Annotated in this window: 22 protein-coding genes; 11 read left to right on the plus strand and 11 right to left on the minus strand. The window is 52.1% G+C overall.

Annotated features, from left to right (window positions below):
* Nucleotides 1–108: 108 nt before the first annotated feature.
* The 3 genes from aceF to pdhR all read right to left on the minus strand — a co-directional run bounded on the left by aceF (nucleotide 109) and on the right by pdhR (nucleotide 5584).
* Nucleotides 109–1998, minus strand: a complete 1890-nt coding sequence (gene aceF / locus MUA00_RS03855; protein ID WP_271121873.1) for a pyruvate dehydrogenase complex dihydrolipoyllysine-residue acetyltransferase — start codon at nucleotides 1996–1998, stop codon at nucleotides 109–111.
* Between the two features lie 14 nt (nucleotides 1999–2012).
* On the minus strand, nucleotides 2013–4676 hold the full coding sequence (aceE, locus tag MUA00_RS03860; RefSeq protein ID WP_271121872.1) for a pyruvate dehydrogenase (acetyl-transferring), homodimeric type: 2664 nt from the start codon (nucleotides 4674–4676) through the stop codon (nucleotides 2013–2015).
* A 143-nt stretch (nucleotides 4677–4819) separates the two neighbouring features.
* Nucleotides 4820–5584 carry a pyruvate dehydrogenase complex transcriptional repressor PdhR gene (gene pdhR, locus MUA00_RS03865; protein ID WP_271121871.1) on the minus strand — a complete coding sequence of 255 codons (765 nt, stop codon included), beginning with the start codon at nucleotides 5582–5584 and terminating at the stop codon, nucleotides 4820–4822.
* A gap of 552 nt (nucleotides 5585–6136) precedes the next feature.
* Between pdhR and aroP the strand changes: the two genes are divergently transcribed.
* From aroP to MUA00_RS03880, 3 genes are all read left to right on the plus strand, one after another.
* The gene (gene aroP / locus MUA00_RS03870) at nucleotides 6137–7510 is read left to right on the plus strand and encodes an aromatic amino acid transporter AroP (protein WP_271121870.1); all 1374 of its coding nucleotides are present in this window, start codon (nucleotides 6137–6139) and stop codon (nucleotides 7508–7510) included.
* 254 nt (nucleotides 7511–7764) lie between these two features.
* The gene (locus tag MUA00_RS03875; RefSeq protein ID WP_271121869.1) at nucleotides 7765–9171 is read left to right on the plus strand and encodes a glycoside-pentoside-hexuronide (GPH):cation symporter; all 1407 of its coding nucleotides are present in this window, start codon (nucleotides 7765–7767) and stop codon (nucleotides 9169–9171) included.
* A complete protein-coding gene (locus tag MUA00_RS03880) occupies nucleotides 9171–10121 on the plus strand; it encodes a glycoside hydrolase family 43 protein (RefSeq protein ID WP_271121868.1) in 951 nt (316 codons plus the stop codon). The genes MUA00_RS03875 and MUA00_RS03880 overlap by 1 nt, the downstream gene beginning before the upstream one ends.
* Nucleotides 10122–10140: 19 nt before the next feature.
* Here MUA00_RS03880 and ampE read toward each other — a convergent pair whose 3' ends face one another.
* On the minus strand, nucleotides 10141–10995 hold the full coding sequence (ampE, locus tag MUA00_RS03885) for a beta-lactamase regulator AmpE (protein ID WP_271121867.1): 855 nt from the start codon (nucleotides 10993–10995) through the stop codon (nucleotides 10141–10143).
* Nucleotides 10992–11555: a 1,6-anhydro-N-acetylmuramyl-L-alanine amidase AmpD gene (gene ampD, locus MUA00_RS03890; RefSeq protein ID WP_271121866.1), complete on the minus strand. Its 564-nt coding sequence runs from the start codon at nucleotides 11553–11555 to the stop codon at nucleotides 10992–10994. Before ampD ends, ampE begins: the two co-directional genes overlap by 4 nt.
* 84 nt (nucleotides 11556–11639) lie before the next feature.
* Between ampD and nadC the strand changes: the two genes are divergently transcribed.
* The 4 genes from nadC to hofC all read left to right on the plus strand — a co-directional run bounded on the left by nadC (nucleotide 11640) and on the right by hofC (nucleotide 15771).
* Nucleotides 11640–12530, plus strand: coding sequence for a carboxylating nicotinate-nucleotide diphosphorylase (gene nadC / locus MUA00_RS03895; RefSeq protein WP_271121865.1), 891 nt, complete (start codon nucleotides 11640–11642; stop codon nucleotides 12528–12530).
* A 187-nt stretch (nucleotides 12531–12717) separates the two neighbouring features.
* Entirely contained in the window at nucleotides 12718–13185 is a 468-nt protein-coding gene (ppdD, locus tag MUA00_RS03900; RefSeq protein WP_271121864.1) for a prepilin peptidase-dependent pilin, read from the plus strand.
* A gap of 2 nt (nucleotides 13186–13187) precedes the next feature.
* Nucleotides 13188–14573 (plus strand): type II secretion system protein GspE, encoded by a 1386-nt coding sequence (gene gspE / locus MUA00_RS03905; protein ID WP_271121863.1) that lies wholly within the window; start codon nucleotides 13188–13190, stop codon nucleotides 14571–14573.
* Nucleotides 14566–15771, plus strand: coding sequence for a protein transport protein HofC (gene hofC / locus MUA00_RS03910; RefSeq protein ID WP_271121862.1), 1206 nt, complete (start codon nucleotides 14566–14568; stop codon nucleotides 15769–15771). Before gspE ends, hofC begins: the two co-directional genes overlap by 8 nt.
* A gap of 30 nt (nucleotides 15772–15801) precedes the next feature.
* Here hofC and MUA00_RS03915 read toward each other — a convergent pair whose 3' ends face one another.
* On the minus strand, nucleotides 15802–16845 hold the full coding sequence (locus MUA00_RS03915; protein ID WP_271121861.1) for a GMP reductase: 1044 nt from the start codon (nucleotides 16843–16845) through the stop codon (nucleotides 15802–15804).
* Nucleotides 16846–17118: 273 nt separating this feature from the next.
* Here MUA00_RS03915 and coaE point away from each other — a divergent pair, with 273 nt between their 5' ends.
* The 3 genes from coaE to yacG are packed head-to-tail and all read left to right on the plus strand — an operon-like array spanning nucleotide 17119 to nucleotide 18689.
* Entirely contained in the window at nucleotides 17119–17739 is a 621-nt protein-coding gene (gene coaE / locus MUA00_RS03920; RefSeq protein WP_271121860.1) for a dephospho-CoA kinase, read from the plus strand.
* Nucleotides 17739–18482, plus strand: a complete 744-nt coding sequence (gene zapD, locus MUA00_RS03925) for a cell division protein ZapD (protein WP_271121859.1) — start codon at nucleotides 17739–17741, stop codon at nucleotides 18480–18482. The genes coaE and zapD overlap by 1 nt, the downstream gene beginning before the upstream one ends.
* A 9-nt stretch (nucleotides 18483–18491) precedes the next feature.
* A complete protein-coding gene (yacG, locus tag MUA00_RS03930; RefSeq protein ID WP_271121858.1) occupies nucleotides 18492–18689 on the plus strand; it encodes a DNA gyrase inhibitor YacG in 198 nt (65 codons plus the stop codon).
* On the opposite strand, the gene mutT is transcribed toward yacG, so the two are convergent.
* The 3 genes from mutT to secM form a co-directional block, all read right to left on the minus strand.
* Complete coding sequence (gene mutT / locus MUA00_RS03935) at nucleotides 18686–19075, minus strand: 8-oxo-dGTP diphosphatase MutT (protein WP_271121857.1); 390 nt, start codon at nucleotides 19073–19075, stop codon at nucleotides 18686–18688. The genes yacG and mutT overlap by 4 nt on opposite strands.
* A gap of 64 nt (nucleotides 19076–19139) precedes the next feature.
* Nucleotides 19140–21845 carry a preprotein translocase subunit SecA gene (secA, locus tag MUA00_RS03940; RefSeq protein ID WP_271121856.1) on the minus strand — a complete coding sequence of 902 codons (2706 nt, stop codon included), beginning with the start codon at nucleotides 21843–21845 and terminating at the stop codon, nucleotides 19140–19142.
* A gap of 66 nt (nucleotides 21846–21911) precedes the next feature.
* Complete coding sequence (gene secM, locus MUA00_RS03945; RefSeq protein WP_271121855.1) at nucleotides 21912–22418, minus strand: secA translation cis-regulator SecM; 507 nt, start codon at nucleotides 22416–22418, stop codon at nucleotides 21912–21914.
* A gap of 22 nt (nucleotides 22419–22440) precedes the next feature.
* Here secM and MUA00_RS03950 point away from each other — a divergent pair, with 22 nt between their 5' ends.
* On the plus strand, nucleotides 22441–22950 hold the full coding sequence (locus tag MUA00_RS03950; protein ID WP_271121854.1) for a DUF721 domain-containing protein: 510 nt from the start codon (nucleotides 22441–22443) through the stop codon (nucleotides 22948–22950).
* 15 nt (nucleotides 22951–22965) lie between these two features.
* On the opposite strand, the gene lpxC is transcribed toward MUA00_RS03950, so the two are convergent.
* Together lpxC and ftsZ are read right to left on the minus strand one after the other, a co-directional pair.
* The gene (gene lpxC / locus MUA00_RS03955) at nucleotides 22966–23883 is read right to left on the minus strand and encodes a UDP-3-O-acyl-N-acetylglucosamine deacetylase (RefSeq protein ID WP_271121853.1); all 918 of its coding nucleotides are present in this window, start codon (nucleotides 23881–23883) and stop codon (nucleotides 22966–22968) included.
* A 100-nt stretch (nucleotides 23884–23983) separates the two neighbouring features.
* Nucleotides 23984–25138 (minus strand): cell division protein FtsZ, encoded by a 1155-nt coding sequence (gene ftsZ, locus MUA00_RS03960; protein ID WP_271121852.1) that lies wholly within the window; start codon nucleotides 25136–25138, stop codon nucleotides 23984–23986.
* Nucleotides 25139–25170 lie beyond the last annotated feature (32 nt).

Raw genomic sequence — 25170 nt, forward strand, 5'->3', positions numbered from 1 at the left:
CAAATTTGAAACAACAAACGGCAAACGATTTATGTTATGCAGCCGCTAATCTCAAACAGCATCATGAGATTATCAGAAAAAAGCCGGCCGACCGGCCGGCTTTTTCGATTACATCACCAGACGGCGAATATCAGCCAGCATGTTGTTGATGATGGTGATGAAGCGAGCACCGTCAGCACCGTCAATCACGCGGTGGTCGAAGGAGAGCGACATTGGCATCATCAGGCGCGGCGTGAACTCTTTACCGTTCCAGACAGGTTCCATCGCAGACTTGGAAACGCCCAGGATAGCCACTTCAGGCGCGTTAACGATTGGCGCGAAGTGAGTCGTCCCGATACCGCCCAGGCTTGAGATGGTGAAGCAACCGCCCTGCATTTCGCCTGCGGTCAGCTTGCCGTCACGCGCTTTTTTGGAGATAGCCATCAGCTCGCGGGACAGTTCAGTGATGCTCTTCTTGTTCACATCCTTGAACACCGGAACGACCAGGCCGTTTGGCGTATCTACCGCAACACCGATATTGATGTATTTTTTCAGCGTCAGCTTCTGGCCGTCTTCGGACAGGGAGCTGTTGAAACGCGGCATCTGCTCGAGCGCTGCCGCAACGGCTTTCATGATGAACACCACTGGGGTGAACTTCACGTCCAGCTTGCGTTTAGCGGCTTCTTCGTTCTGCTGTTTGCGGAACGCTTCCAGATCGGTGATATCGGTTTTGTCGAAGTGCGTAACGTGCGGGATCATCACCCAGTTACGGCTCAGGTTGGCACCAGAGATTTTCTGAATGCGGCCCAGTTCAACTTCTTCGATTTCGCCGAACTTGCTGAAATCAACTTTCGGCCATGGCAGCATGCCCGGCAGACCGCCGCCCGCACTTGCAGTTGGAGCAGTTTCAGCACGCTTAACAGCGTCTTTCACATAAGCCTGAACGTCTTCGCGCAGGATACGGCCTTTACGGCCTGTTCCTTTTACTTTCGCCAGGTTCACACCGAACTCGCGCGCCAGGCGGCGAATCAGCGGAGTTGCATGGACGTATGCGTCGTTTTCAGCGAACTCAGTTTTGCCGGAAGCCGCAGCTGGCGCGCTTGCTGGTTTTTCAGCTTTCGCCGCAGGAGCCGGGGCCGCTGCTTCTTGCTTAGCTGCCGCCGGAGCAGGCGCTGCGCCTTCAACTTCGAAGACCATAATCAGAGAGCCGGTAGAGACTTTATCGCCGGTGCTGATTTTGATTTCTTTCACGGTGCCTGCGAACGGCGCCGGAACTTCCATAGAAGCTTTGTCGCCCTCAACGGTGATCAGCGACTGCTCAGCGGCAACTTTATCGCCGACTTTCACCATCACTTCCGTGACTTCTACTTCGTCACCGCCGATATCCGGCACGTTCACTTCTTTAGAGCCGGATGCAGCCGGTGCAGCAGCGGCTGGAGCGGCTTCAGCTTTAGTTTCAGAAGCAGCCGGCGCAGCACCCGCAACTTCGAAGACCATAATCAGAGAGCCGGTAGACACTTTGTCGCCGGTGCTGATTTTGATTTCTTTTACAACACCTGCGAACGGCGCAGGGACTTCCATAGAAGCTTTGTCACCTTCAACGGTGATCAGAGACTGCTCTGCTTCGACTTTGTCGCCCACTTTAACCATGATCTCGGTAACTTCAACTTCGTCACCGCCGATGTCCGGCACGTTCACTTCTTTCGCGCTCGCGGCGGCTGGAGCCGCGGCAGGTGCTGCTTCTTTCTTCTCTTCTGCCTGAGCAGGCGCAGCGGCGGCTGCACCTTCGGCGGAATCGAAAATCATAATCAGTTTGCCGGTCTCAGTTTTGTCGCCAACGGAGACTTTGATCTCTTTAACAACGCCAGCCTGAGGAGACGGAACTTCCATAGAGGCCTTGTCGCCTTCTACGGTGATCAGCGACTGTTCAGCTTCAACTTTGTCGCCCACTTTGACCAGGATCTCGGTGATTTCAACTTCATCAGCCCCGATGTCCGGTACATTGATTTCGATAGCCATTATTCTTTTACCTCTTACGCCAGACGCGGGTTGACTTTATCTGCATCGATATTGAATTTAGCGATGGCTTCAGCCACCACTTTCTTATCGATTTCACCACGTTTAGCCAGTTCGCCCAGCGCGGCCACTACCACATAGGAAGAGTCAACTTCGAAATGGTGACGCAGGTTTTCGCGGCTGTCTGAACGACCGAAGCCATCAGTACCCAGTACGCGGTAGTCGCTTGCCGGGATGAAGTTACGGATCTGCTCAGCGAACAGTTTCATATAATCAGTAGATGCCACAGCAGGTGCATCGCTCAGAACCTGAGCAACGTAAGGCACACGCGGTTCTTCAGTTGGGTGCAGCATGTTCCAGCGCTCACAGTCCTGGCCGTCACGAGCCAGCTCGGTGAAGGAAGTTACGCTGAATACGTCAGAGCCCACGCCATAGTCTTTCGCCAGGATCTGAGCCGCTTCACGCACGTGACGCAGGATAGAACCGGAGCCCATCAACTGAACTTTACCTTTGCTGCCTTCTACGGTTTCCAGCTTGTAGATACCTTTACGGATACCTTCTTCCGCACCCTGCGGCATCGCAGGCATGTGGTAGTTTTCGTTCAGCGTGGTGATGTAGTAGTAAATGTTCTCTTGCGCTTCACCGTACATACGCACCAGACCATCATGCATGATGACAGCCACTTCGTAAGCGTAAGCCGGGTCGTAAGAGATACAGTTAGGGATAGTCAGAGACTGAATATGGCTGTGGCCATCTTCGTGCTGCAAACCTTCGCCGTTCAGCGTAGTACGGCCGGAAGTCCCGCCTACCAGGAAGCCGCGTGCCTGCTGGTCACCTGCAGCCCAGCACAGATCGCCGATACGCTGGAAACCGAACATGGAATAGTAGATGTAGAACGGGATCATCGGCAGATTGTTGGTGCTATAAGAGGTAGCAGCCGCCAGCCATGATGAACCTGCGCCCAGTTCGTTGATGCCTTCCTGCAGGATCTGACCTTTCTCGTCTTCTTTGTAGTAAGCAACCTGCTCACGGTCCTGCGGGGTGTACTGCTGGCCGTTCGGGCTGTAAATACCAATCTGACGGAACAGACCTTCCATACCGAAGGTACGCGCTTCATCAGCGATGATTGGAACCAGACGGTCTTTAATAGACGGGTTCTTCAGCATCACGTTCAGAGCACGAACGAAAGCGATAGTAGTGGAGATTTCTTTGTTCTGCTCTTCGAGCAACTGGCTGAAATCTTCAAGCTTAGGCAGCTCAAGTTTCTCAGTAAACTTAGGCAGACGAGAAGGCAGGTAGCCGTTCAGCTTCTGACGCTGACCGTGCAGGTAGTTATACTCTTCGCTGCCTTCTTCGAACTTAACGTACGGCAGTTTTTCGAGGTCTGCATCAGCAACAGGCACGTTGAAACGGTCACGGACATAGCGCACGCCGTCCATGTTCATTTTCTTAACCTGGTGGGCGATGTTTTTACCTTCGGCGGTGTCACCCATGCCATAGCCTTTAACGGTATGAGCGAGGATTACGGTTGCTTTGCCTTTGGTTTCCTGCGCTTTTTTCAGTGCAGCGTAAACTTTCTTCGGATCGTGACCACCGCGGTTCAGGGCCCAAATCTGATCGTCAGACCAGTCGGCAACCAGGGCAGCAGTTTCCGGGTATTTACCGAAGAAGTGCTCACGCACGTATGCGCCGTTTTTGGATTTGAAGGTCTGATAGTCGCCGTCAACGGTTTCGTTCATCAACTGAATCAGTTTACCGCTGGTGTCTTTACGCAGCAGTTCATCCCAACGGGAACCCCACATCACTTTGATAACGTTCCAGCCAGCACCCGCGAAGATGCCTTCCAGTTCGTTAACGATTTTGCCGTTACCGGTTACCGGGCCATCCAGACGCTGCAGGTTGCAGTTGATGATGAAGCACAGGTTATCGAGTTTTTCACGGGTAGCGATGGTGATTGCGCCTTTAGATTCTGGCTCATCCATCTCGCCGTCGCCCAGGAACGCGTAAACGCGCTGAGCGGAGGTGTCTTTCAGACCACGGTGTTCCAGGTATTTCTGGAATTTAGCCTGATAAATCGCACCGATCGGACCCAGACCCATAGATACGGTTGGGAACTGCCAGAATTCAGGCATCAATTTCGGGTGCGGATAAGAAGAAAGTCCGTTGCCGTGAACTTCCTGACGGAAGTTATTCATCTGCTCTTCGGTCAGACGGCCTTCCAGGAAAGCACGCGCGTACACGCCAGGAGAGATGTGGCCCTGGAAGTAAACCAGATCGCCGCCATCTTTTTCAGTGCGAGCACGGAAGAAGTGGTTGAAGCACACATCATAAACGGTTGCAGAAGACTGGAAAGACGCCATGTGGCCGCCCAGCTCGAGGTCTTTTTTAGACGCACGCAGCACGGTCATGATGGCATTCCAGCGGATAGCAGAACGAATGCGGCGCTCCAGCTCCAGATTGCCCGGGTATTCCGGCTCATCTTCAACGGCAATAGTGTTTACGTAGTTGCCTGCACCTGTGCCAGCCGCCACTTTAACGCCGCCTTTGCGGGCTTCGGACAAGAGCTGGTCGATGAGATACTGAGCACGCTCAACACCTTCTTCACGGATGACCGATTCGATCGCCTGTTGCCAGTCGCGAGTTTCGATCGGATCCACGTCATTTGGGAAACGTTCTGACATGGGTGGTATTCCTTATCTGTGTCTAATACGTTGATTATCTGGAACCTGTCCCATTGTGCTTTCCTTGAAAAAACACAATAAGACAGGTTCTGCGTTTAGTTGCCGCGCTCTAAATTTGGCGCTTGCGAGCCCGAAATCTGGCTCTATTCCTTTCGTTGCTGTAAGCGCCGCAGAGAACGTTCACGACGGCTCTGTTCGCGACTGCGATCCAGCAATATTTCCTCAATAAATGCCAGGTGACGATGCGACGCTTCACGCGCCTGCTCCGGCTGGCGAGCCATAATCGCCGCAAAAATGCTGGCGCGATGGCTGCTCACTTGCGCCAGCATTTCGCGACGCGCGTAGAGCAATTCAAAATTCTGACGAACGTTTTGTTCGAGCATTGGTGACATGCAGCGCAACAAGTGTAGTAGCACAACGTTATGTGCGGCTTCAGTCACTGCAATTTGATACTGCATAACGGCATCGGATTCGGCATCCAGATCGCCGGACTCCTGTGCCCGCTCGATGGCAACATGGCAATCGCCAATGCGTTTGAGATCTTCGTCAGTACCGCGCAAGGCGGCGTAATAGGCGGCGATCCCTTCCAGTGCATGGCGGGTTTCAAGCAGGTCAAACTGGGATTCAGGATGGTCAGACAGCAGTTCTACAAGCGGGTCGCTCAAGCTCTGCCAGAGGCTGTTTTGGACAAAAGTGCCACCGCCCTGTCGACGAAGCAGTAATCCTTTCGCTTCGAGACGCTGTATGGCCTCGCGCAGGGAAGGACGAGAAACGTCAAACTGACGCGCCAGTTCGCGTTCGGGTGGGAGTTTTTCGCCGGGACGCAAAGTTCCCTCAAGGATAAGAAACTCCAACTGCTGCTCAATCACATCGGATAATTTAGGTTGGCGAATTTTGCTGTAGGCCATTCTTCCCTTTCTCTGCCATTAGCCCGGAGTCAATTGGTATGACCAATTTCACATTCGTGACGCTAAAGTAACAAAGTATTCACCTTCTGTCCATATTGGTTTTGATTGAAATCAGTAAAGCGGGCACTTTTTAACAACACTACAGAAACAACGTTTCAAACATGTAACTTTGCACAAATCTTATGTTTACCCTAAAAGTGGTAGTTTTAACTTTTATGAAACGGCCATGCTTGCCATTTCTTGCAATCTGAACCGATTCATCACTTTAAAATATGAATATAAATTCATGAAAGTCGCTTAACGTCGGAAAATAACTTTGCGGCAATAAGCAGGCCTTTATTTACGGTTGGTTTCTTTTTATCCAACTCGTCACGGCAATAAAAGAAAGCAGGTGCAAACACTGGCGCTTATCACTATTCTTGGCGCTGCGGTAGTCCACAACGCAAAATACTGGAATTAATAACCGTAAAAGAAAGACTACACCTTACGGAATCACAAAATTACACACGCCGTTACGAGCGTATAAAAACAACCACAACCACGAGGTTTACGATGGATGGTCAACAGCAAGGCGGCGACACGCTAAAGCGCGGCCTTAAAAACCGCCATATTCAGCTTATCGCGCTGGGTGGAGCTATCGGGACGGGCCTGTTTCTTGGCAGTGCCTCCGTTATCCAGTCCGCGGGCCCGGGAATTATTCTCGGTTATGCTATCGCAGGATTTATCGCGTTCTTAATTATGCGCCAGTTAGGCGAAATGGTCGTTGAAGAGCCCGTTGCCGGTTCATTCAGCCATTTTGCGTATAAATACTGGGGCGGGTTTGCCGGGTTTGCTTCTGGCTGGAATTACTGGGTTCTGTATGTTCTGGTTGCGATGGCTGAGCTGACCGCCGTCGGAAAATACGTTCAGTTCTGGTGGCCGGAGATCCCGACATGGGTTTCCGCAGCCGCTTTCTTTGTGCTTATCAACGCCATTAACCTTACCAACGTCAAAGTGTTCGGCGAAATGGAGTTCTGGTTTGCGATAATTAAAGTTGTCGCCGTTGTGGCAATGATCCTGTTCGGCGGCTGGCTGCTGTTTAGCGATACCGCAGGTCCGCAGGCGACGGTGCGCAACCTATGGGAGCAAGGCGGATTCCTGCCTCACGGCATGACGGGGCTGGTCATGATGATGGCAATCATCATGTTCTCGTTCGGCGGCCTTGAGCTGGTTGGTATTACCGCTGCAGAAGCAGATAACCCAGAGGTCAGCATACCTAAAGCCACCAATCAGGTTATCTACCGCATCCTGATTTTTTATGTGGGCTCCCTGGCGGTGCTGCTCTCGCTGATGCCATGGACTCGCGTTACCGCAGACACCAGCCCGTTCGTGCTTATCTTCCATGAACTGGGTGATTCACTGGTCGCAAACGCCCTGAATATCGTTATTCTGACGGCTGCGCTGTCGGTTTATAACAGTTGCGTATACTGCAACAGCCGCATGCTGTTCGGCCTTGCGCAGCAGGGCAATGCGCCAAAAGCCTTGCTGAAAGTGGACAGACGCGGCGTGCCGGTCACCACAATCCTGGTTTCCGCTATCGCCACCGCGCTGTGCGTATTACTTAACTATATGATGCCGGGTGAAGCTTTTGGCTTGCTGATGGCGCTGGTCGTTTCTGCACTGGTCATCAACTGGGCGATGATTAGCCTGGCGCACATTAAATTCCGTCGTAAGAAAGATCAGCAAGGCGTGAAGACTCGCTTCCCGGCCCTGTTCTATCCGCTGGGTAACTGGATCTGCCTGATCTTTATGGCAGGGATTCTGGTTATCATGGCCATTACGCCGGGTATGGCGATCTCCGTGTGGTTAATTCCAGTTTGGGTGCTGATTCTTGGTCTCGGCTACTGGATTAAAACTCAGCGAAGCGCTAAAGCCATTCATTTGTAGGGCGGATAAACGAAGCGCCATCCGCCGCGAAATATTGAGCCACTTTGGTGGATGATGCTTATCCACCCTGCAAAATGCATATGCACTCTTTATCATTTATTTAAAAGCGCCCCGCTCAGCCGGGGCGCTTTGTTATCTGCCTCACACTTTTCTACCTGTGACACGATTGTCCATCCCTTCAACGATTTCCTGCTGCGCATTTTCGACTCATCAGACCAATAATCTTGTCCATATCAAGTTCTGGAGTGTTGTCGATGGAAAACAATAAATTATCTGTTAAAGAGAAAATCGGCTACGGGATGGGGGACGCAGGTTGCAATATGATCGGCGGCGCCATCATGCTGTTTTTAAATTATTTTTATACCGATGTATTTGGCCTTGCTCCCGCACTGGTGGGCGTACTTCTCCTTTCTGTGCGCGTAATTGACGCCGTAACCGATCCGATAATGGGTGCGATTGCCGACCGTACCACTACCCGCTGGGGGAGATTTCGTCCCTATTTGTTGTGGGTCTGCGTCCCGTATGTCCTGTTTAGCGTGTTGATGTTTACCACGCCCGACTGGAGCTACAATAGCAAGGTTGTCTATGCCTTCGTGACTTATTTCCTGATGTCGCTGACCTATACGGCCATCAATATTCCTTATTGCTCACTTGGCGGCGTGATTACCGCCGACCCACATGAACGTGTCGCCTGCCAGTCCTACCGCTTCTTTATGGTTGGCATCGCGACGCTTATTCTCTCCTCAACGTTGTTACCTATGGCCGACTGGTTTGGCGGAGCAGATAAAGCCAAAGGCTATCAAATGTCGATGGGCGTAATGGCTATTATCGCGTTGTTCATGTTCCTGTTCTGCTTTAGCACGGTAAAAGAACGTATTAAGCCCGCCGTGCCATCAAAACATGCTCTGAAATCCGATCTGAGAGATATCTGGAAAAACGATCAATGGGTGCGTATTTTGCTGCTCACCTTCTGTAACGTTTGCCCAGGGTTTATTCGTATGGCGGCCACAATGTATTACGTCACCTGGGTAATGGAAAAATCCGCATCCTTCGCCAGTATGTTCATCAGCCTCGGGGTGGTGGGTATGATGATCGGTAGCGCGTTGGCCAAACCTCTCACCGACAAATACTGCAAACTTAAGGTATTTTTCTGGACCAACATTGCTCTCACCCTTTTCTCCTGCGGCTTCTATTTCCTCAATCCCCACGCCACCACGCTGATTTTGGTGGCCTACTTTGCGCTTAATATTCTGCATCAGCTTCCTTCCCCGCTTCACTGGTCACTAATGGCCGATGTCGATGACTACGGCGAATGGAAAACGGGCAAACGCATCACCGGCATCAGCTTCTCCGGCAATTTATTCTTCCTGAAGTGCGGCCTGGCAGTGGCCGGAGCGATGGTGGGCTTCCTGCTGTCATGGTACGGTTACGACGCCAGCGCCCAGCAGCAAAGCGCCACTGCCACGCAGGGAATTGTGTTGTTGTTTACCGTCATTCCTGGCATCGGCTACCTGATCACTGCAGGCGTGGTGCGCTTGCTGAAGGTCGATCGCAAAATGATGATACAAATCCAGGCCGATCTGGATAAACGCCGCACCAGTTACCAGGAACTACACGTTTCACAAGATCTGCAAGCCACCGACGCATTAAGGAAAGTGTAATGAATGACTGGCCGAACCCCTTTATCGAGCAGCGCGCCGACCCGTTTATCCTGCTGCATGAAGATGTTTATTACTTTATCGCCTCCGTACCGGAATATGACAGGCTGGAGCTGCGTTGCGCTGTAACGCTCGAAGCGCTGCCGCAAGCTGCGCCAGTAATCGTCTGGCGCAAACCTGAACATGGTCCAATGAGCAAACTCATCTGGGCGCCCGAGCTGCATCATATAAACGGGAAATGGTATATCTACTTCGCGGCAGCCCATACGCAGGCGCTCGATAAGCTCAATATGTTTCAGCATTGCATGTTTGCGCTGGAGTGTGCCGATGCGGATCCCCTGAACGGCAAGTGGGTCGAAAAAGGCCAGATTAAAACGCAGTTCGAATCTTTCTGCCTTGATGCCACGACCTTCTCGCATCAGGGCAAGCAATGGTATTTGTGGGCGCAAAAAGATCCGAACATTCCGGGCAACTCAAATATCTATCTCGCTGAAATGGATACGCCCTGGTCAATCAAAGGTGAGCCGCTCAGGTTAAGCAAACCGGAATTTGAGTGGGAATGCCGCGGTTTTATGGTGAATGAAGGGCCAGCGGTGATAACGCACGGCGAAAAGCTGTTTGTCAGCTATTCAGCAAGCGCCACGGATGAGAACTACTGCATAGGACTGCTGTGGATTAACCTCGCAGCCGATCCAACAAAAGCAGAAAACTGGCACAAATCGCCGCAGCCGGTTTTTACCACCAGCTATGAAAACAAGCAATACGGGCCAGGCCACAACAGTTTTACGCGGACAAAAGATGGTGAGGATGTGCTGGTTTATCACGCACGGAATTACACGGAAATTGAAGGCGATCCGCTTTACGATCCTAATCGCCATACTCGCCTGAAAACAATTGGCTGGGATAACGACGGAATGCCAGTATTTGGCACCCCGCCCGCCGACCATCCTTAACGGCGCACGGCGCCTGGTCTCAGACCAGAGTGCCGTAAATCGTCAGCAACGCCACCACAACAATAATCACCAGCGAAGTTTTCTTCGCCATGGAAACGGCCGCTTTGGGCGTTTTAACTTTATCGAGATGCGGTTCGCGCGCCAGTGAATACTGGGCCAGCCGAGTCAAAACCTGATACTGAGAAGTATGGCGATCTGCAAGCGTTGCAAACCAGGCGGGTAACGCTCTCTCGCCATGCCCCAGCAGGGCATAAGCCACGCCGACCAAACGAACCGGCACCCAGTCGAGCACGTGTAAAATAGCATCGATACCCGAGAGCAAACGCTGATGCGGGGTATGATGGCGAGCAAGCCAGGTCTGCCACGCGCGCAGGAATGCATAACCCGCAAGCGTCACCGGCCCCCACAATCCCCCGACAATGAACCAGAAAATCGGCGCCAGGTAGAAGCGGAAGTTAATCCACAACAGCGCATTTTGTAGCTCTTTAAGATATTCGCGCTCGTCGCAGTCAGGCGGCACGCCGTGGATAAGCGTCAGTTCGCCAGCCATCGCATCGCGCGCGTGAAGATCGTCGTGACTGGCGGCTTGTAAATAAGCGTGATAATGCAGACGAACCTGCCCTGCGCCGATACACAACACGCCAAGCGCAATCCAGAACACCAACAGCGGGATGTTAAAGAAAAGCCCCTGCAAAGCACGTACGCAAAGGAAAACGACCAGCATGCAGAGCGCCGTCATTAAAATCGTACGCAGCATAGAAAAATGTTTCACCCGCTGGAAGATAACCTCCAGGCGGTGATCTAACTGCCAGTGCTCGCCTACCTTAAACAGGCGTTCCCAGAGAGTGACCAGTAAGAGTGTAAAAAGCGTCATGTCATCTCCTTATTCGACATGGATTCCACCGACAGACGAAAACGGCCCCAGTCAAAAGAAGGTCCAGGATCGGTTTTACGCACAGGCGCGATATCGCAATGGCCCGTCATATTATCGGCAATTGAAGGATATTGCTTAATTAACAAGCAGGTAAGCGAGGATAGCTGCTGATATTGCTCGTCAGTGTAGGGCAAGGTATCGGTACCTTCCAGCTCGATGCCGATGGAAAAATCGTTGCAACGCTCTCTTCCCTGATAAACCGAGACGCCCGCATGCCAGGCACGTTTATCAAAAGGAACGTACTGGACAATTTCACCGTCGCGGCGGATCAAACAATGCGCGGAAACTCGCAACCGGGCGATGTCAGCAAAATAGGGATGCGCGTCAGGATCAAGCTTGCCGGTAAATAATGCGTCAATCCAGGGACCGCCAAATTCTCCCGGCGGCAGACTGATATTATGCACCACCAATAAAGAAGGGTTTTCGTCTTCCGGTCGGCAATCGAAATGTGGGGAAGGAACATGCTTCACGCCCACCAGCCAGCCGTCTAAAAGCCGCATGCGTGGTTCTCCTCAATAGTGGTACTCGACGTCGCATCAGAGTAGCATGTTTCGACCTTAACTTAGCCATTTCGGAGTTTTATCATGCCGCCCCGCCGTTATAACCCAGACCGCCGACGTGACGAGCTTCTCGAACGCATCAGCCTTGATATTCCGCAAGCCGTCTCCCTCGCCCTGCGTGAAGACCTCGGTGGTGAAGTCGACCCTGAAAAAGACATTACCGCTCAATTACTACCAGAAAACCATACTTCCCACGCGGTGGTTATTACCCGTGAAGATGGCGTTTTTTGCGGTAAACGCTGGGTTGAAGAGGTCTTTATTCAGCTAGGTGGAGATGTTCAGGTGAAATGGCATGTGGAAGATGGCCAGGCGGTAACCGCAAACCAGCCGCTCTTCGAGCTTGATGGCCCATCGCGCGTGCTGCTAACCGGTGAGCGTACCGCGTTAAATTTCGTGCAGACTCTTTCTGGCGTAGCAAGTGAAGTCCGTACCTATGTCGACCTGCTGGCGGGAACTCATACGCAACTTTTGGATACGCGTAAAACTCTGCCTGGCCTGCGTACGGCGCTGAAATACGCCGTTCTTTGCGGCGGCGGCAGCAACCACCGCTTAGGGTTATCAGATGCGTTTCTGATAAAAGAGAATCACATCATTTCCGCCGGCTCGATTCGCCAGGCGGTAGAAAAAGCTTTCTGGTTACATCCGGATGTGCCGGTAGAAGTAGAAGTTGAATCTCTGGATGAGCTGGAACAGGCGCTGAAAGCCGGTGCGGATATCATCATGCTCGATAACTTCGACGTAGAACAAATGCGCCGGGCCGTTTCGCTAACGGCAGGCAAAGCGCGTCTGGAAGTCTCCGGAAACGTTACGAAAGAAACTATCCGTGCGTTTGCCGAAACCGGCGTTGATTTTATTTCCGTAGGCGCCCTGACTAAGCATGTACGCGCCCTCGATCTCTCCATGCGTTTCCGCTAAATCCTTTTCTTCGGATGGGTCACATGGCCCATCTGTTCGCTATTTTTACGAACCACCTCGCACTCTTGCTGTCCGCTTTTGCAAATATATTAAAAACTCTGGAAAGCATCTTCCTGCCTCTCTTTTTGCTTATCGCAAGCCTTCATTCAGCCTGACAAAGTAACGCCACTTTACTAAGGAGTGGCCTATGAACAAGCATAAGCAAAAAGGATTTACCCTCATCGAACTCATGGTGGTGATTGGCATTATCGCCATTCTGAGCGCAATCGGCATTCCGGCCTACCAAAACTATCTGCGCAAAGCGGCGCTCACCGATATGCTGCAATCTTTTGTGCCCTATCGCACGGCAATTGAACTTTGCGCCATAGACAAGGGCGGGGTAACCGCATGCGACGCAGGAAGCAACAGTATTCCCTCGGCGAAAACGACGCGCTACATCAGCAGCATGAAAGTGGAAAAAGGGGTTGTAACCCTGGCCGGGCAGGAAACACTGAATGGATTAACCGTGACATTAACGCCTGCATGGAAAGACTCGGAAGGGGTTGAAGGCTGGAAACGCAACTGCAATGTCGCAGACGGCGGCTCCCTCAAACAGGCATGCGAAGAAGTCTTCCGCTTTGAGAACGAAGCCTCTGGCGAGACTGCGGGAGAATAACCATGTCCAGCCACCAGCAGCTTCTCGCTTTGTGTAACCAGTATCATGCTGTGCTGCTTGCGGAAGATGAACAGCGTTTACGCATTGCCGTAGCACCCAATCCGCCGGCACAACTATTTGAATCACTACGCTTCATCTGCGACAAACATGTCGAAGTTGAATTCTGGTCCGCTGAGCGCCTGGAAAAGGCCAGGCATCTCCCACCATCTACAGGGACTGAGGAAGTGCACGAAGGCGGCGCTTCAGTCGTGACGCTGCTGAACGAAACGCTGCAAAAAGCAATTCAGTTGCGGGCTTCAGATATCCATTTCGAACCTACGAAGGAAAGTTACAGGATCAGGTTACGTATCGATGGTGTATTGCAATTGCAACCTCTGCTTCCTGCAAGCCTTGCAGCCCCGCTAACAGCGCGTCTAAAAGTATTGGGCAACCTTGATATTGCAGAGCGTCGGCTACCTCAGGACGGGCAAATGGACGTAGATGCAGGGAGCGGGAAAGCCTCATTCAGAATATCTACCCTTCCCGTCCGGTACGGGGAGAAAGTAGTCCTGCGCTTGCTCCAGCAAACTGAACATCCGCTGGAACTGAGCGCTCTGGGGATGTCGGCTAAAGACAGCGCTCTTTTTCAGGCAGCATTGGTTCATCCGCAGGGCATGATCCTGGTTACCGGGCCAACGGGCAGTGGCAAAACGCTTACCTTATACAGCGCGTTAAATGCGCTGAATAAAACGGGGACCAACGTATGCAGCGTGGAAGACCCGGTTGAAATCCCGCTAATGGGCCTGAATCAAACTCAGGTGAATATCAAAGCGGGACTGACATTTCAGAACATCCTGCGCGCACTGTTGCGACAGGATCCCGATGTTGTCATGGTTGGCGAAATCAGAGATAGCGAAACTGCGGAAATTGCCATAAAAGCGGCGCAAACCGGGCATCTGGTGCTCTCTACTCTTCATACCAACTCCACAGTTGAGACAGTTATTCGACTTGAGCAAATGGGTATTGCCCGCTGGCTGCTCGCCTCTGCAATCCAGGTGGTGATAGCCCAGCGCCTGGTTCGCAAACTTTGCTCTCACTGCAAGGCGCTGAAGGCCGGGGAAATCACCTTGCCGCCTCAGCTCTGGTCGAACCCGCTACCGGACTGGCAGCCTGTCGGCTGCGAACGCTGCTACGGTGGCTTTTATGGCCGTACCGCGTTGTTTGAAATTCTCCCGGTTGAAAACACTTTGCGCACGGCTATCGCCAGGGGAGCCCACGCTGCTGATATTGAAGCCCTTGCCCGTGAACAAGGCCTGGTCACACTTTTTGAAAGCGGTTGTCAGGCGGTGTCACAGGGTCTGACTACGCTTGAAGAGGTTTATCGCGTGTTGGGTGTTCCGCATGGCTAACTTTACAGTCTGGGCCTGGAAAGCCATCGACCAACGAGGACAAGTCAGGCAGGGAGCAACGCTGGCCGACAATCGCGCAGCGATAGAGGAACAGCTTTTTGAACAACAGTTGCAGTTGCTTAGCGTGCGCAAGAGCGTCGGTACGCGGCGAGGATGCTGGCATATTCAGCAAAAAATACAGGTGTTCCGCCAACTGGCAACTTTGCTTCAGGCGGGGATCTCGCTTGCAGACGGATTGGCTCTTATGGCAAATCAGCACCCTTACCGGGAGTGGCGCGCACTGCTCCAGCATATTGAACAGCAGGTATCGCAAGGCATACCGTTCTCCGATGCGCTTCGTCAGTGGCCCCGCATCTTCCCGCCGCTATTTATTGCGCTGATTCATATAGGCGAGCTAACGGGAAAGCTTGATGAATGCAGTCGGCGGCTGGCAGACCAGCAGGAGCAGCTCTATCATCTTCATAAAAAGGTGATAAAAGCGCTGCGTTATCCCCTTTTTATCCTGTTTGTTGCTTTCGCCGTCACCGCTGGAATGCTGGGATTTGTGCTGCCCGAATTCGCCGCTATCTATCGATCCTTCAATGCATCCTTGCCGGCAATTACCCTGGCGGTTATGACCGTCTCCAGTTGGGTGACGTCACAAGGCGTTGCCTGGTTGCTGGGGGCTATTATAACGGCAGGCTGCTGGCTCGTTTTACGCCAGCGCAAGCCGTCCTGGAAGGAATACGAACAGAAGTTTTTGCTCAGAATTCCTCTGGCCGCTTCATTATGGCGAGGGCAAATCCTTAGCCAGATATATACCACCTTATCCCTGTCGCAGCAGGCGGGTATTCCATTGCTACAAGGGTTAGTTGCGGTCGAACAAACAATGAGGCCGCTGCTCTGGAAAAAGATACTTACTCAAATTGGCAGTCGAGTAGCTGAGGGCGTCCCCTTCTGGCAAACCATCGACAATACTGGATGCTTTACGCCCCTGTGCTCTCAGTTAATCCGTATTGGCGAAGAATCTGGGGCGCTGGATCTGATGCTGGAAAAGCTTGCCATCTGGCACCACGACCATACGCAAGAACTGGCGGATAATCTGGCCGCAGCGCTTGAGCCCATCATGATGATAGTGATTGGGGTGATTATCGGTACGCTGGTCATTGCCATGTATTTACCGATTTTTCAGTTGGGGGATGCGATGAGCGGAGGATAATGGCGCAGCAGGTGCTGCGCCACAAATAACTTACAGGCTGTTAAAGACGCGGTTTTCCTGCTCCGCTACGCGGATAAAGGTGGTGCGCTTGGTCAGCTCTTTCAAACGAGACGCGCCAACGTAAGTACAGGCAGAACGCAGACCGCCGAGAATATCTCGCGCAGTATTCTCAACCGGGCCGCGCAGCGGCAGCTTAACGGTTTTACCTTCCGCTGCACGGTACTGCGCAACGCCGCCGACGTGGCGAGTCATTGCTGATTCTGAGCTCATGCCGTAGAACAGCATGAATTTCTCGCCATTCTCTTCAACCACGGTACCGCCGCTTTCTTCGTGACCTGCCAGCATACCGCCTAACATGACAAAATCTGCGCCGCCGCCAAAAGCTTTAGCAACATCGCCCGGTACGGTACAACCGCCATCGCTGACAATCTGGCCGCCAAGACCGTGAGCGGCATCGGCACATTCAATCACAGCAGAAAGCTGCGGATAGCCAACGCCGGTTTTCACGCGAGTGGTGCATACGGAGCCAGGACCGATACCTACTTTAACGATATCAGCACCGGATAAAATCAGTTCTTCGCACATCTCGCCCGTCACAACGTTGCCGGCACAGATAGTTTTGCCAGGCCAGGTTTCTCGCGCTTTGCTGACAAACTGAGTGAAGTGTTCGGAATAGCCGTTTGCAACGTCGATACAAATGAAGTTCAGGCCAGGATGCAAAGCCAGAATCTGCTTTGTTTTAGTAAAATCGGCTTCAGAAGTACCGGTAGACACCATCACGTGGCGCAGCACATTTTCAGGAGCAGATTTAACGAATTCGCTCCACTGTTCAACTGAGTAGTGCTTATGAACCGCAGTGAGGATATCAAAAGAGGCCAGCGCCTGCGCCATACCGAAGGTACCGACTGTATCCATGTTCGCCGCGATGATCGGCACGCCAGACCATGCAATACCGGAATGTTTGAAAGTGAACTGGCGCTCAAGTTCTACATCGGAGCGGCTTTTCAGAGTGGAACGTTTCGGGCGGATAAGAACGTCTTTAAAACCTAACTTCAAATCTTCTTCAATACGCATGTTGCGGATTCCTGGTAAATGGCGATGGACGCGGGGACGTTATCGGCGGTACAACTGCCAACTCCAGTGACGCTATCATACGCACTAATAATGGCTCCGCAAGACTGCGAAACCACTCTTTTTTACGCTACAATCGTTTAAATTTATCTGAGAAACGTTGAAATCGGACCAGGGGATTTCTGTTTTCCTTTTTTGCCGTTTTCCTCCTTTGTAATCTCAGGGCAATCAACAAGGTATATTTGTTTTCAAACAATAAGTTAGGGTCTTGAGTTTATGGTTTATACGGTGGCATTGACGGGTGGAATTGGCAGTGGTAAAAGCACCGTCGCCAATAGTTTTTCCCGATTAGGCGTTACTGTCGTCGACGCCGATGTCATCGCCCGTCAGGTTGTTGAACCAGGACAACCTGCTCTCGACGCTATTTCTGCACATTTTGGCGAAGCGATCCTTCTTCCGGATGGTTCTCTCAATCGCCGGATACTACGCGAAAAGATCTTTTTCTCCGCTGCGGAAAAACAGTGGCTGAATAGCCTGTTGCACCCGCTTATTCATCAACGAACCCAGACTGAAATCAGCAATGCTCTTTCACCTTATGTGCTATGGGTGGTTCCGCTATTGGTTGAAAATCAACTGCATCGGAAAGCGAATCGCGTGCTGGTTGTTGATGTCTCGCCAGAAATACAGATCGCACGTACCATTGAGCGAGATAAGGTCAGCCGACAGCATGCGGAGCAGATCCTTGCTGCACAGGCAACCCGCGAAGAACGGTTGGCCGTTGCTGATGATGTAATTAATAACGACGGTTCGCCCGATGGGGTAGCCGTACATGTTGACCGCCTGCACCGCCAGTATCTGGAACTGGCAAGTCAGGCCGCACAACAGGACAAAGAATAATGAGCACTCAGATCCTTTTTGAGCACCCACTGAATGAAAAGATGCGCACCTGGCTGCGTATTGAGTTTCTAATCCAGCAACTGCAATCTTCTTTACCGATAAATGAGAGCGCTGACGCCCTGCATTTTTTCCGCAATATGGGCGACCTGCTGGATGTCTTTGAACGTGGAGAAATCCGCACGGATATTCTTAAAGAGCTTGAGCGCCAACAACGTAAACTGCTGACCTGGTCTGAAGTACCCGGTGTTGATATGCAACGCATTGATTCCCTGCGTAGCCAGCTTAAAGAGCGTGGCAGCGTATTGATGTCCGCACCACGTCTTGGCCAGACGTTGCGTGAAGATCGTTTAATTGCGCTTGTTCGCCAGCGTTTAAGTATCCCCGGCGGCTGCTGTAGTTTTGATCTGCCCACGCTGCATATCTGGCTGCATCTGCCACAGGCGCAACGTGATGAGCAGGTCAGCTTCTGGCTGGCAAGCCTGCAACCGTTGAAACAGTCTCTGGATCTACTGCTTGATATCATTCGTAATTCAGCCCCGTTCCGCAAACAAACCAGTCTGAATGGTTTTTACCAGGATAACGGGGATGATGCCGATTTACTGCGTCTGCAGTTAGACCTGGCCTGGCAGCTTTATCCGCAAATCTCCGGGCATAAAAGTCGGTTTGCGATCCGCTTCCTGCCGCTGGATAGCGAGCGCGGAATTATCCCTGAACGCCTCGATTTCGAACTGGCGTGTTGTTAAGGAGAAAAGATGTCTGAATCTACTGTCGTTAACTGCCCCGGCTGCGGTAAAGCCGTTATCTGGAATGAAACCAGCCCATACCGCCCGTTTTGCAGCAAGCGCTGCCAGCTTATTGATTTAGGCGAATGGGCTGCAGAAGAGAAACGTATTCCAAGCAGCAGCGATCTTTCTGATAGCGATGGCTGGAGTGAAGAACAGCAGCCTTAAGGCTGCTGTAGTTTTTTGATGACTGGCTCGTTGGCCGGCGGGAAGTCATCGGCTTTGAGGTCATGCTGAGCAATCCACTGCCCCGGCTGCCCTTCTTTGCCCCAGGGTTCACCTTTCCATCCTTCCACCAGGAAAAACCATAGCGTAATGTGTCTGTCAGGAAACTGATACGCCAGAGTTTCGAACCCTGAGTAACGCGTCGCGGTAATTCCCGTCTCTTCCTGTAATTCACGTACCAGCGCCTGCTCGGGCGTCTCGCCTGATTCGATTTTCCCGCCGGGAAATTCCAGCTTGTTCGCCATATGCGCATCAGCCGCTCGCCGGGTAATGAATATCTCGCCTTGTGGGTTGCGGATGATCCCGACGGCAATTTGCAGTTGTTTCATTTTTATTCAGATGCTCCGTAAAGAAAAGGCGCAGCAAGCTGCGCCTTTATCAATCACACCGTGCTTAGCTCAGACGGCCGTGGCACTGTTTGAATTTTTTACCAGAACCGCACGGACACGGATCGTTACGGCCTACTTTACGCTCGCCGGTTTCTGCCGCCAAAGCATTTGCCGCCTGAGTTTCGTCATCCACGTGGCTCAGTTGCTGCATTTGAGCCAGACGCTCGGCCTCTTCGCGACGCTGCTGCTCCATTGCTTCAACTTCTTCCGGCATACGCACCTGAACTTTGCTCAGGGTGCTGATTACTTCATATTTCAGTGATTCGAGCATGGCCGCAAACATAGCGAAGGATTCGCGTTTGTACTCCTGCTTCGGATCCTTTTGTGCGTAGCCGCGCAGGTGGATGCCCTGACGCAGGTAGTCCATCGCGGCCAGATGTTCTTTCCACAGGGAGTCGAGAGTTTGCAGCATGACGCCTTTCTCGAAGTGACGCATCATTTCAACGCCAACAACCTCTTCTTTGCGTTGATAAACTTCGATAGCGTTTTGCAAAATACGTTCACGTAATGTCTCTTCATGCAGCTCAGGCTCTTTGTCCAGCCACTCTTTGATTGGCATATCGAGGTCAAAGTCGTTTTTCAGACGATCGACAAGGCCCTGAACATCCCACATTTCTTCCAGCGACTGTGGCGGAATATGTGCGTCGATGGTGGTTTTGAACACATCTTCGCGAATGCTGTTGATGGTTTCGCTTACGTCGCTCACGTCCAGCAGCTCATTACGCTGGCTGTAGATTGCACGACGCTGATCGTTGGCAACGTCGTCATATTCCAGCAGTTGCTTACGAATATCGAAGTTGCGGCTTTCAACTTTACGCTGTGCGTTGGCAATCGCTTTGGTTACCCAAGGGTGCTCAATCGCCTCACCTGGTTTCATACCCAGTTTGCGCATCATGTTAGAAACGCGGTCTGAAGCGAAAATACGCATCAGGGCATCTTCCATAGACAGATAAAAGCGCGAAGAACCGGCATCGCCCTGGCGACCAGAACGGCCACGTAGCTGGTTATCGATACGACGCGATTCGTGACGCTCGGTGCCAATAATGTGTAAACCACCGGACGCCAGCACGGCTTCGTGACGAATCTGCCAGTCAGCTTTGATTTGTGCAATCTGTTCAGGCGTTGGGTCGACAAGCTCGGCCACTTCCGCCTGCCAGCTACCGCCCAGCACGATATCCGTACCACGACCTGCCATGTTGGTCGCGATGGTTACCGCAGCAGGATAACCCGCCTGCGCAACGATACCCGCTTCGTTAGCGTGGAATTTGGCGTTCAGAACGTTGTGCTTAATGCCCGCTTTGGTCAGTTCAGCAGAAACAACTTCGGATTTCTCGATAGAAATGGTCCCTACGAGCACCGGCTGGCCGTTCGCAGTACGCTCTTTAATATCTTCGATAATGGCGCCGATTTTGTCCATTTCGGTCATATAGACCAGATCCGGCATATCTTTACGGATCATTGGACGGTTGGTTGGCACCACGATGGTATCGAGTTTGTAGATGGAGCTGAATTCGAAGGCTTCGGTATCAGCAGTGCCGGTCATACCGGCCAGTTTTTCGTACAGGCGGAAATAGTTCTGGAAGGTAATGGAAGCCAGCGTCTGGTTCTCGTTCTGAATATCCACGCCTTCTTTTGCTTCTACAGCCTGGTGCAGGCCATCGGACCAGCGACGCCCCTGCATGGTACGGCCAGTGTGTTCATCAACGATGATGACTTCGCCATCTTTAACGATGTAGTCAACGTCACGAGTAAACAACACGTGCGCGCGCAGAGCTGCGGTAACGTGGTGCATCAGCATAATGTTAGTTGGGGAGTAAAGGGACTCGCCCTCATCCATCATCCCCGCATCCATCAGCAGTTCTTCGACCTTAACCAGGCCACGTTCGGTCAGGTTAACCTGACGGGATTTTTCATCCACGGAGAAGTGACCTTCACCCTGGAAAGTGTCGGAGTCTTCTTTTTCCTGACGGATCAGGTGTGGAATGATGGTGTTTACTTTTTTGTACAGCTCGGAGCTGTCTTCGGCCGGGCCGGAGATGATTAGCGGAGTACGAGCTTCATCAATCAGGATGGAATCCACCTCATCCACCAGCGCATAGTGCAGCTTACGCTGGACGCGTTCTTCAGGGCTGAACGCCATGTTGTCACGCAAGTAATCGAAGCCGTATTCGTTGTTGGTGCCGTAGGTGATATCGGCAGCATAAGCTTCACGCTTGGCTGGAGCTGGCATACCAGGCAGGTTGATACCTACGCTCAGACCAAGAAACTCAAACAGCGGACGATTATTTTCCGCATCACGCTGGGCCAGATAGTCGTTCACGGTGACTACGTGAACGCCTTTGCCACTCAGCGCATTAAGGTAAGCAGGCAGAGTTGCCGTCAGCGTTTTACCTTCACCAGTACGCATTTCTGCGATACAGCGATCGTTAAGCACCATACCGCCAAGCAACTGCACGTCAAAGTGACGCATACCGAATACACGCTTACTTGCTTCACGCACAACGGCGAAAGCTTCAGGTATTAGATTTTCCAGCACTTCGCCTTTTTCCAGACGGGCGCGGAATTCGTTAGTTTTGGCTTTCAGCTCTTCGTCAGAGAGCTTTTCCATTTGTGGTTCCATGCTGTTGATCATGGACACCACTTTACGCATGCGGCGTAAAGTACGATCGTTACGACTGCCAAAGACTTTAGTTAACAATTTGATTAGCATAATTAATTCTCAAACGCCTGCATCAGAGCAGATCTACAGATAAAGTTATAATTAAAGAGATTTTATTTAGCTGAGACGTTGGGGACCGGCGCGAATACCCTGCACCTGGCTTATCCATAATGCAGGAGTGAATATCGTAGCGGCGGGACGCTGCCAGACAGAAATATGGCGAACAATAACGGGAGGTTTGCTTTCCTGGGTCAACAACGCGTTGAGCGTATCTAGTAAAGCGAGATGCTGCGCCTGAAGCGGTATACTTTCTTGTGCTACCGGCAGCGCTTGCGGTGCCATAGCGAAAGAGAGGTGGCGGATTACGGTACGAATGGCGTGCTGATGCCAGTAATCCACATTAAATGACGGACGGCGGGTGCTTTCCTGCAATAATACCAGGCTATCGAAGCTAACCTGGTTAAGATAGTCCTGACTGCTGGCAGAGGTTTCCGCAGGTGCGGTATGGTCGGTGTTCCCGCTGAACGCAGGCATGCCAAAACTCGCCGCGACCATCCCCAATAAGAGATGCGGCCAGAAATAACGTCTGCCAAATTGTCGCCAACGATTTAGAATACCAATCACTTTTTCCGCCGGAGCTTATAGTATGCGTGATAGTCGCCCGCAATCTTTAGAGAATCTGTTCGACGATGCCGGTGCTCAGAGCGTGCTGCAAAACGTGCAACAACGCGCGGCTGCCTTATTGCGGCTTAACCGGGCAGTGAGAAGTATAATACCGGCTCAACTGCATCCCTGGTGCCGGGTCGCGAACTTCCGACAAGGGATCCTCGTACTTGAAACAGCGAATGCCAGTTGGCTTATGCGCTTACGCTATGAACAAGCCACGCTGCTGAGTGCATTGCGCGCACAAATACTACCATCATTGACGTCAATCGACATCAGGATTAATCCTTCGCTTGCCGCAATTGGCAGGGATTCCGTACAAGAAAACAGCATTCAGACGCGCAGCGGGCAATTTGAGGTCAATCGGGAGTTAAGCGAGCAAAGTGCAGAAGCATTACGAGAGGTGGCTAAACGTAGCCCGGAAAAACTTAGAGCGGCAATAGAACGACTGGCTTCGTTGGCCGGAGAGAGTACCAACAAAAACCAGTCGTAATCGAGAACTCAGGCGTTAAGCCAGCACCATAGTTGGTGCTTTGAATGCCAGAGGAAGTTCAGCTTCGTCTTCAAAGGTTGCCCATTCCCAGGCTTCCTGCTTCGCTAAAACTGCCTGCAACAGTTTATTGTTCAACGCGTGACCCGATTTATAGGCGGTAAACGCGCCGATAATATTGTGGCCGCACATGAACAAGTCACCGATAGCATCCAGCATTTTGTGACGAACGAATTCATCTTCAAAACGCAGGCCGTCTTCGTTCAGTACGCGATAATCGTCAACAACGATGGCACAATCGAAGCTGCCGCCCAAGCACAGGCCGCGGGACTGCAGATATTCGATATCACGCATAAAACCGAAAGTACGAGCGCGGCTGATCTGGCGCATAAACGCGTCCGCAGAGAAATTCATGCTGTAACGCTGGGTGCTTGCATCAATCGCCGGATGGTTAAAGTCGATGGTAAAGTCCAACGAAAAACCATTGTACGGCTTGAATTCAGCCCATTTATCGCCATCTTCAACACGAACCGTCTCTTTGACGCGCACAAATTTCTTCGCACAGTTCAGTTCGTCGATCCCGGCATCAAGCAGCAGGTAGACGAATGGCGCTGCGCTACCGTCCATGATCGGGATTTCTGGCGCATCAACTTCAACAATAATGTTGTCGATGCCCAGCCCTGCCAGGGCAGCGTTAAGGTGCTCAACGGTAGATATCCGCACATCGTGCTCGTTCACCAGGCAAGTACAGAGCATGGTATCACGCACAGATTTGGCATCTGCCGGAAAATCTACCGGAGGATTCAAGTCGGTGCGACGATAGATGACCCCGGTATTTGCCGGCGCAGGGCGCAACGTCAGTGTGACCTTTTTGCCGGTGTGTAAACCGACGCCAGTCGCCTGAACGATACGTTTAAGTGTCCTTTGTTTGATCATCGTATAATCTCGCCAAATTACCTATCCAACCGAAGTGTATATCACAATCGGCAGGCCAGTTTAGCACAAAGAGCGGAGATGCCCAACTTCCGGGTTATTCTTAATCAGCTTGCTTACGCAAAAACGCTGGAATATCCAGATAATCAGGTTCTTTCGCAGTTTGCGGCGTGTTGTCGTTAACAACTTTAGCTGCAGGCTTTTGCTCCTGGGACAGAGGCGCCATACCGTGCTGCTGGTAGCGATCCATAACAGGTTGCTGAGTCTGCTGTTTGTTAGTCACCAGGGTAATTTCAGGACGCTTGTCCATGCCAATACCGGTAGCAACAACGGTAACACGCAGTTCGTCATTCATCTCTGGATCCAGAGAGGTGCCGATAACCACGGTCGCGTTATCAGAAGCGAACGCACGGATGGTGTTACCCACGGTTTCAAATTCATCCAGACGCAGGTCGAAGCCAGCAGTGATGTTAACCAGCACGCCGCGTGCGCCAGACAGATCGATATCTTCCAGCAGCGGGCTGGAAATCGCCATTTCGGCCGCTTCTTCAGCACGGTCTTCGCCGCTTGCTACGCCGGAGCCCATCATGGCATAGCCCATTTCGGACATCACGGTACGCACGTCAGCAAAGTCGACGTTCATCAGACCCGGACGAGTAATCAGTTCAGCGATACCCTGAACAGCACCTTTCAGTACGTCGTTCGCCGCGCCAAACGCGTCGAGCAGGGAGATGCCGCGGCCAAGCACTTTCAGCAGCTTGTCGTTTGGAATAGTAATCAGGGAGTCAACGTGTTTTGACAGCTCGGAGATACCCTGCTCCGCAAATGCCATACGCTTTTTGCCTTCGAAATTGAAAGGCTTAGTCACCACGGCCACGGTCAGGATACCGAGGTCTTTGGCGACTTCTGCAACAACAGGTGCGGCACCCGTACCGGTACCACCGCCCATACCTGCGGCGATAAACACCATGTCTGCACCTTCAAGTGCGGCGCGCAGCGCATCGCGGTCTTCTTCCGCGGCGGTACGGCCTACTTCTGGATTTGCTCCAGCGCCCAGACCTTTGGTAATACCATTACCAATCTGGATCGTCTGGCCTACTGCAGTTTTACGTAACGCCTGAGCGTCGGTGTTCACTGCGAAGAATTCAACACCCTCGATGCGTTCGCGCACCATGTGTTCAACGGCATTGCCGCCGCCACCACCGACGCCGATGACTTTAATCACCGCGTCGTTGGTCAGTTCCATAGGTTCAAACATAGTTTCTCTCCGTTTTGTGCCTGTCGCCTGAG

The sequence above is a fragment of the Dryocola boscaweniae genome (assembly GCF_025215095.1).
GTDB lineage: Bacteria > Pseudomonadota > Gammaproteobacteria > Enterobacterales > Enterobacteriaceae > Dryocola > Dryocola boscaweniae.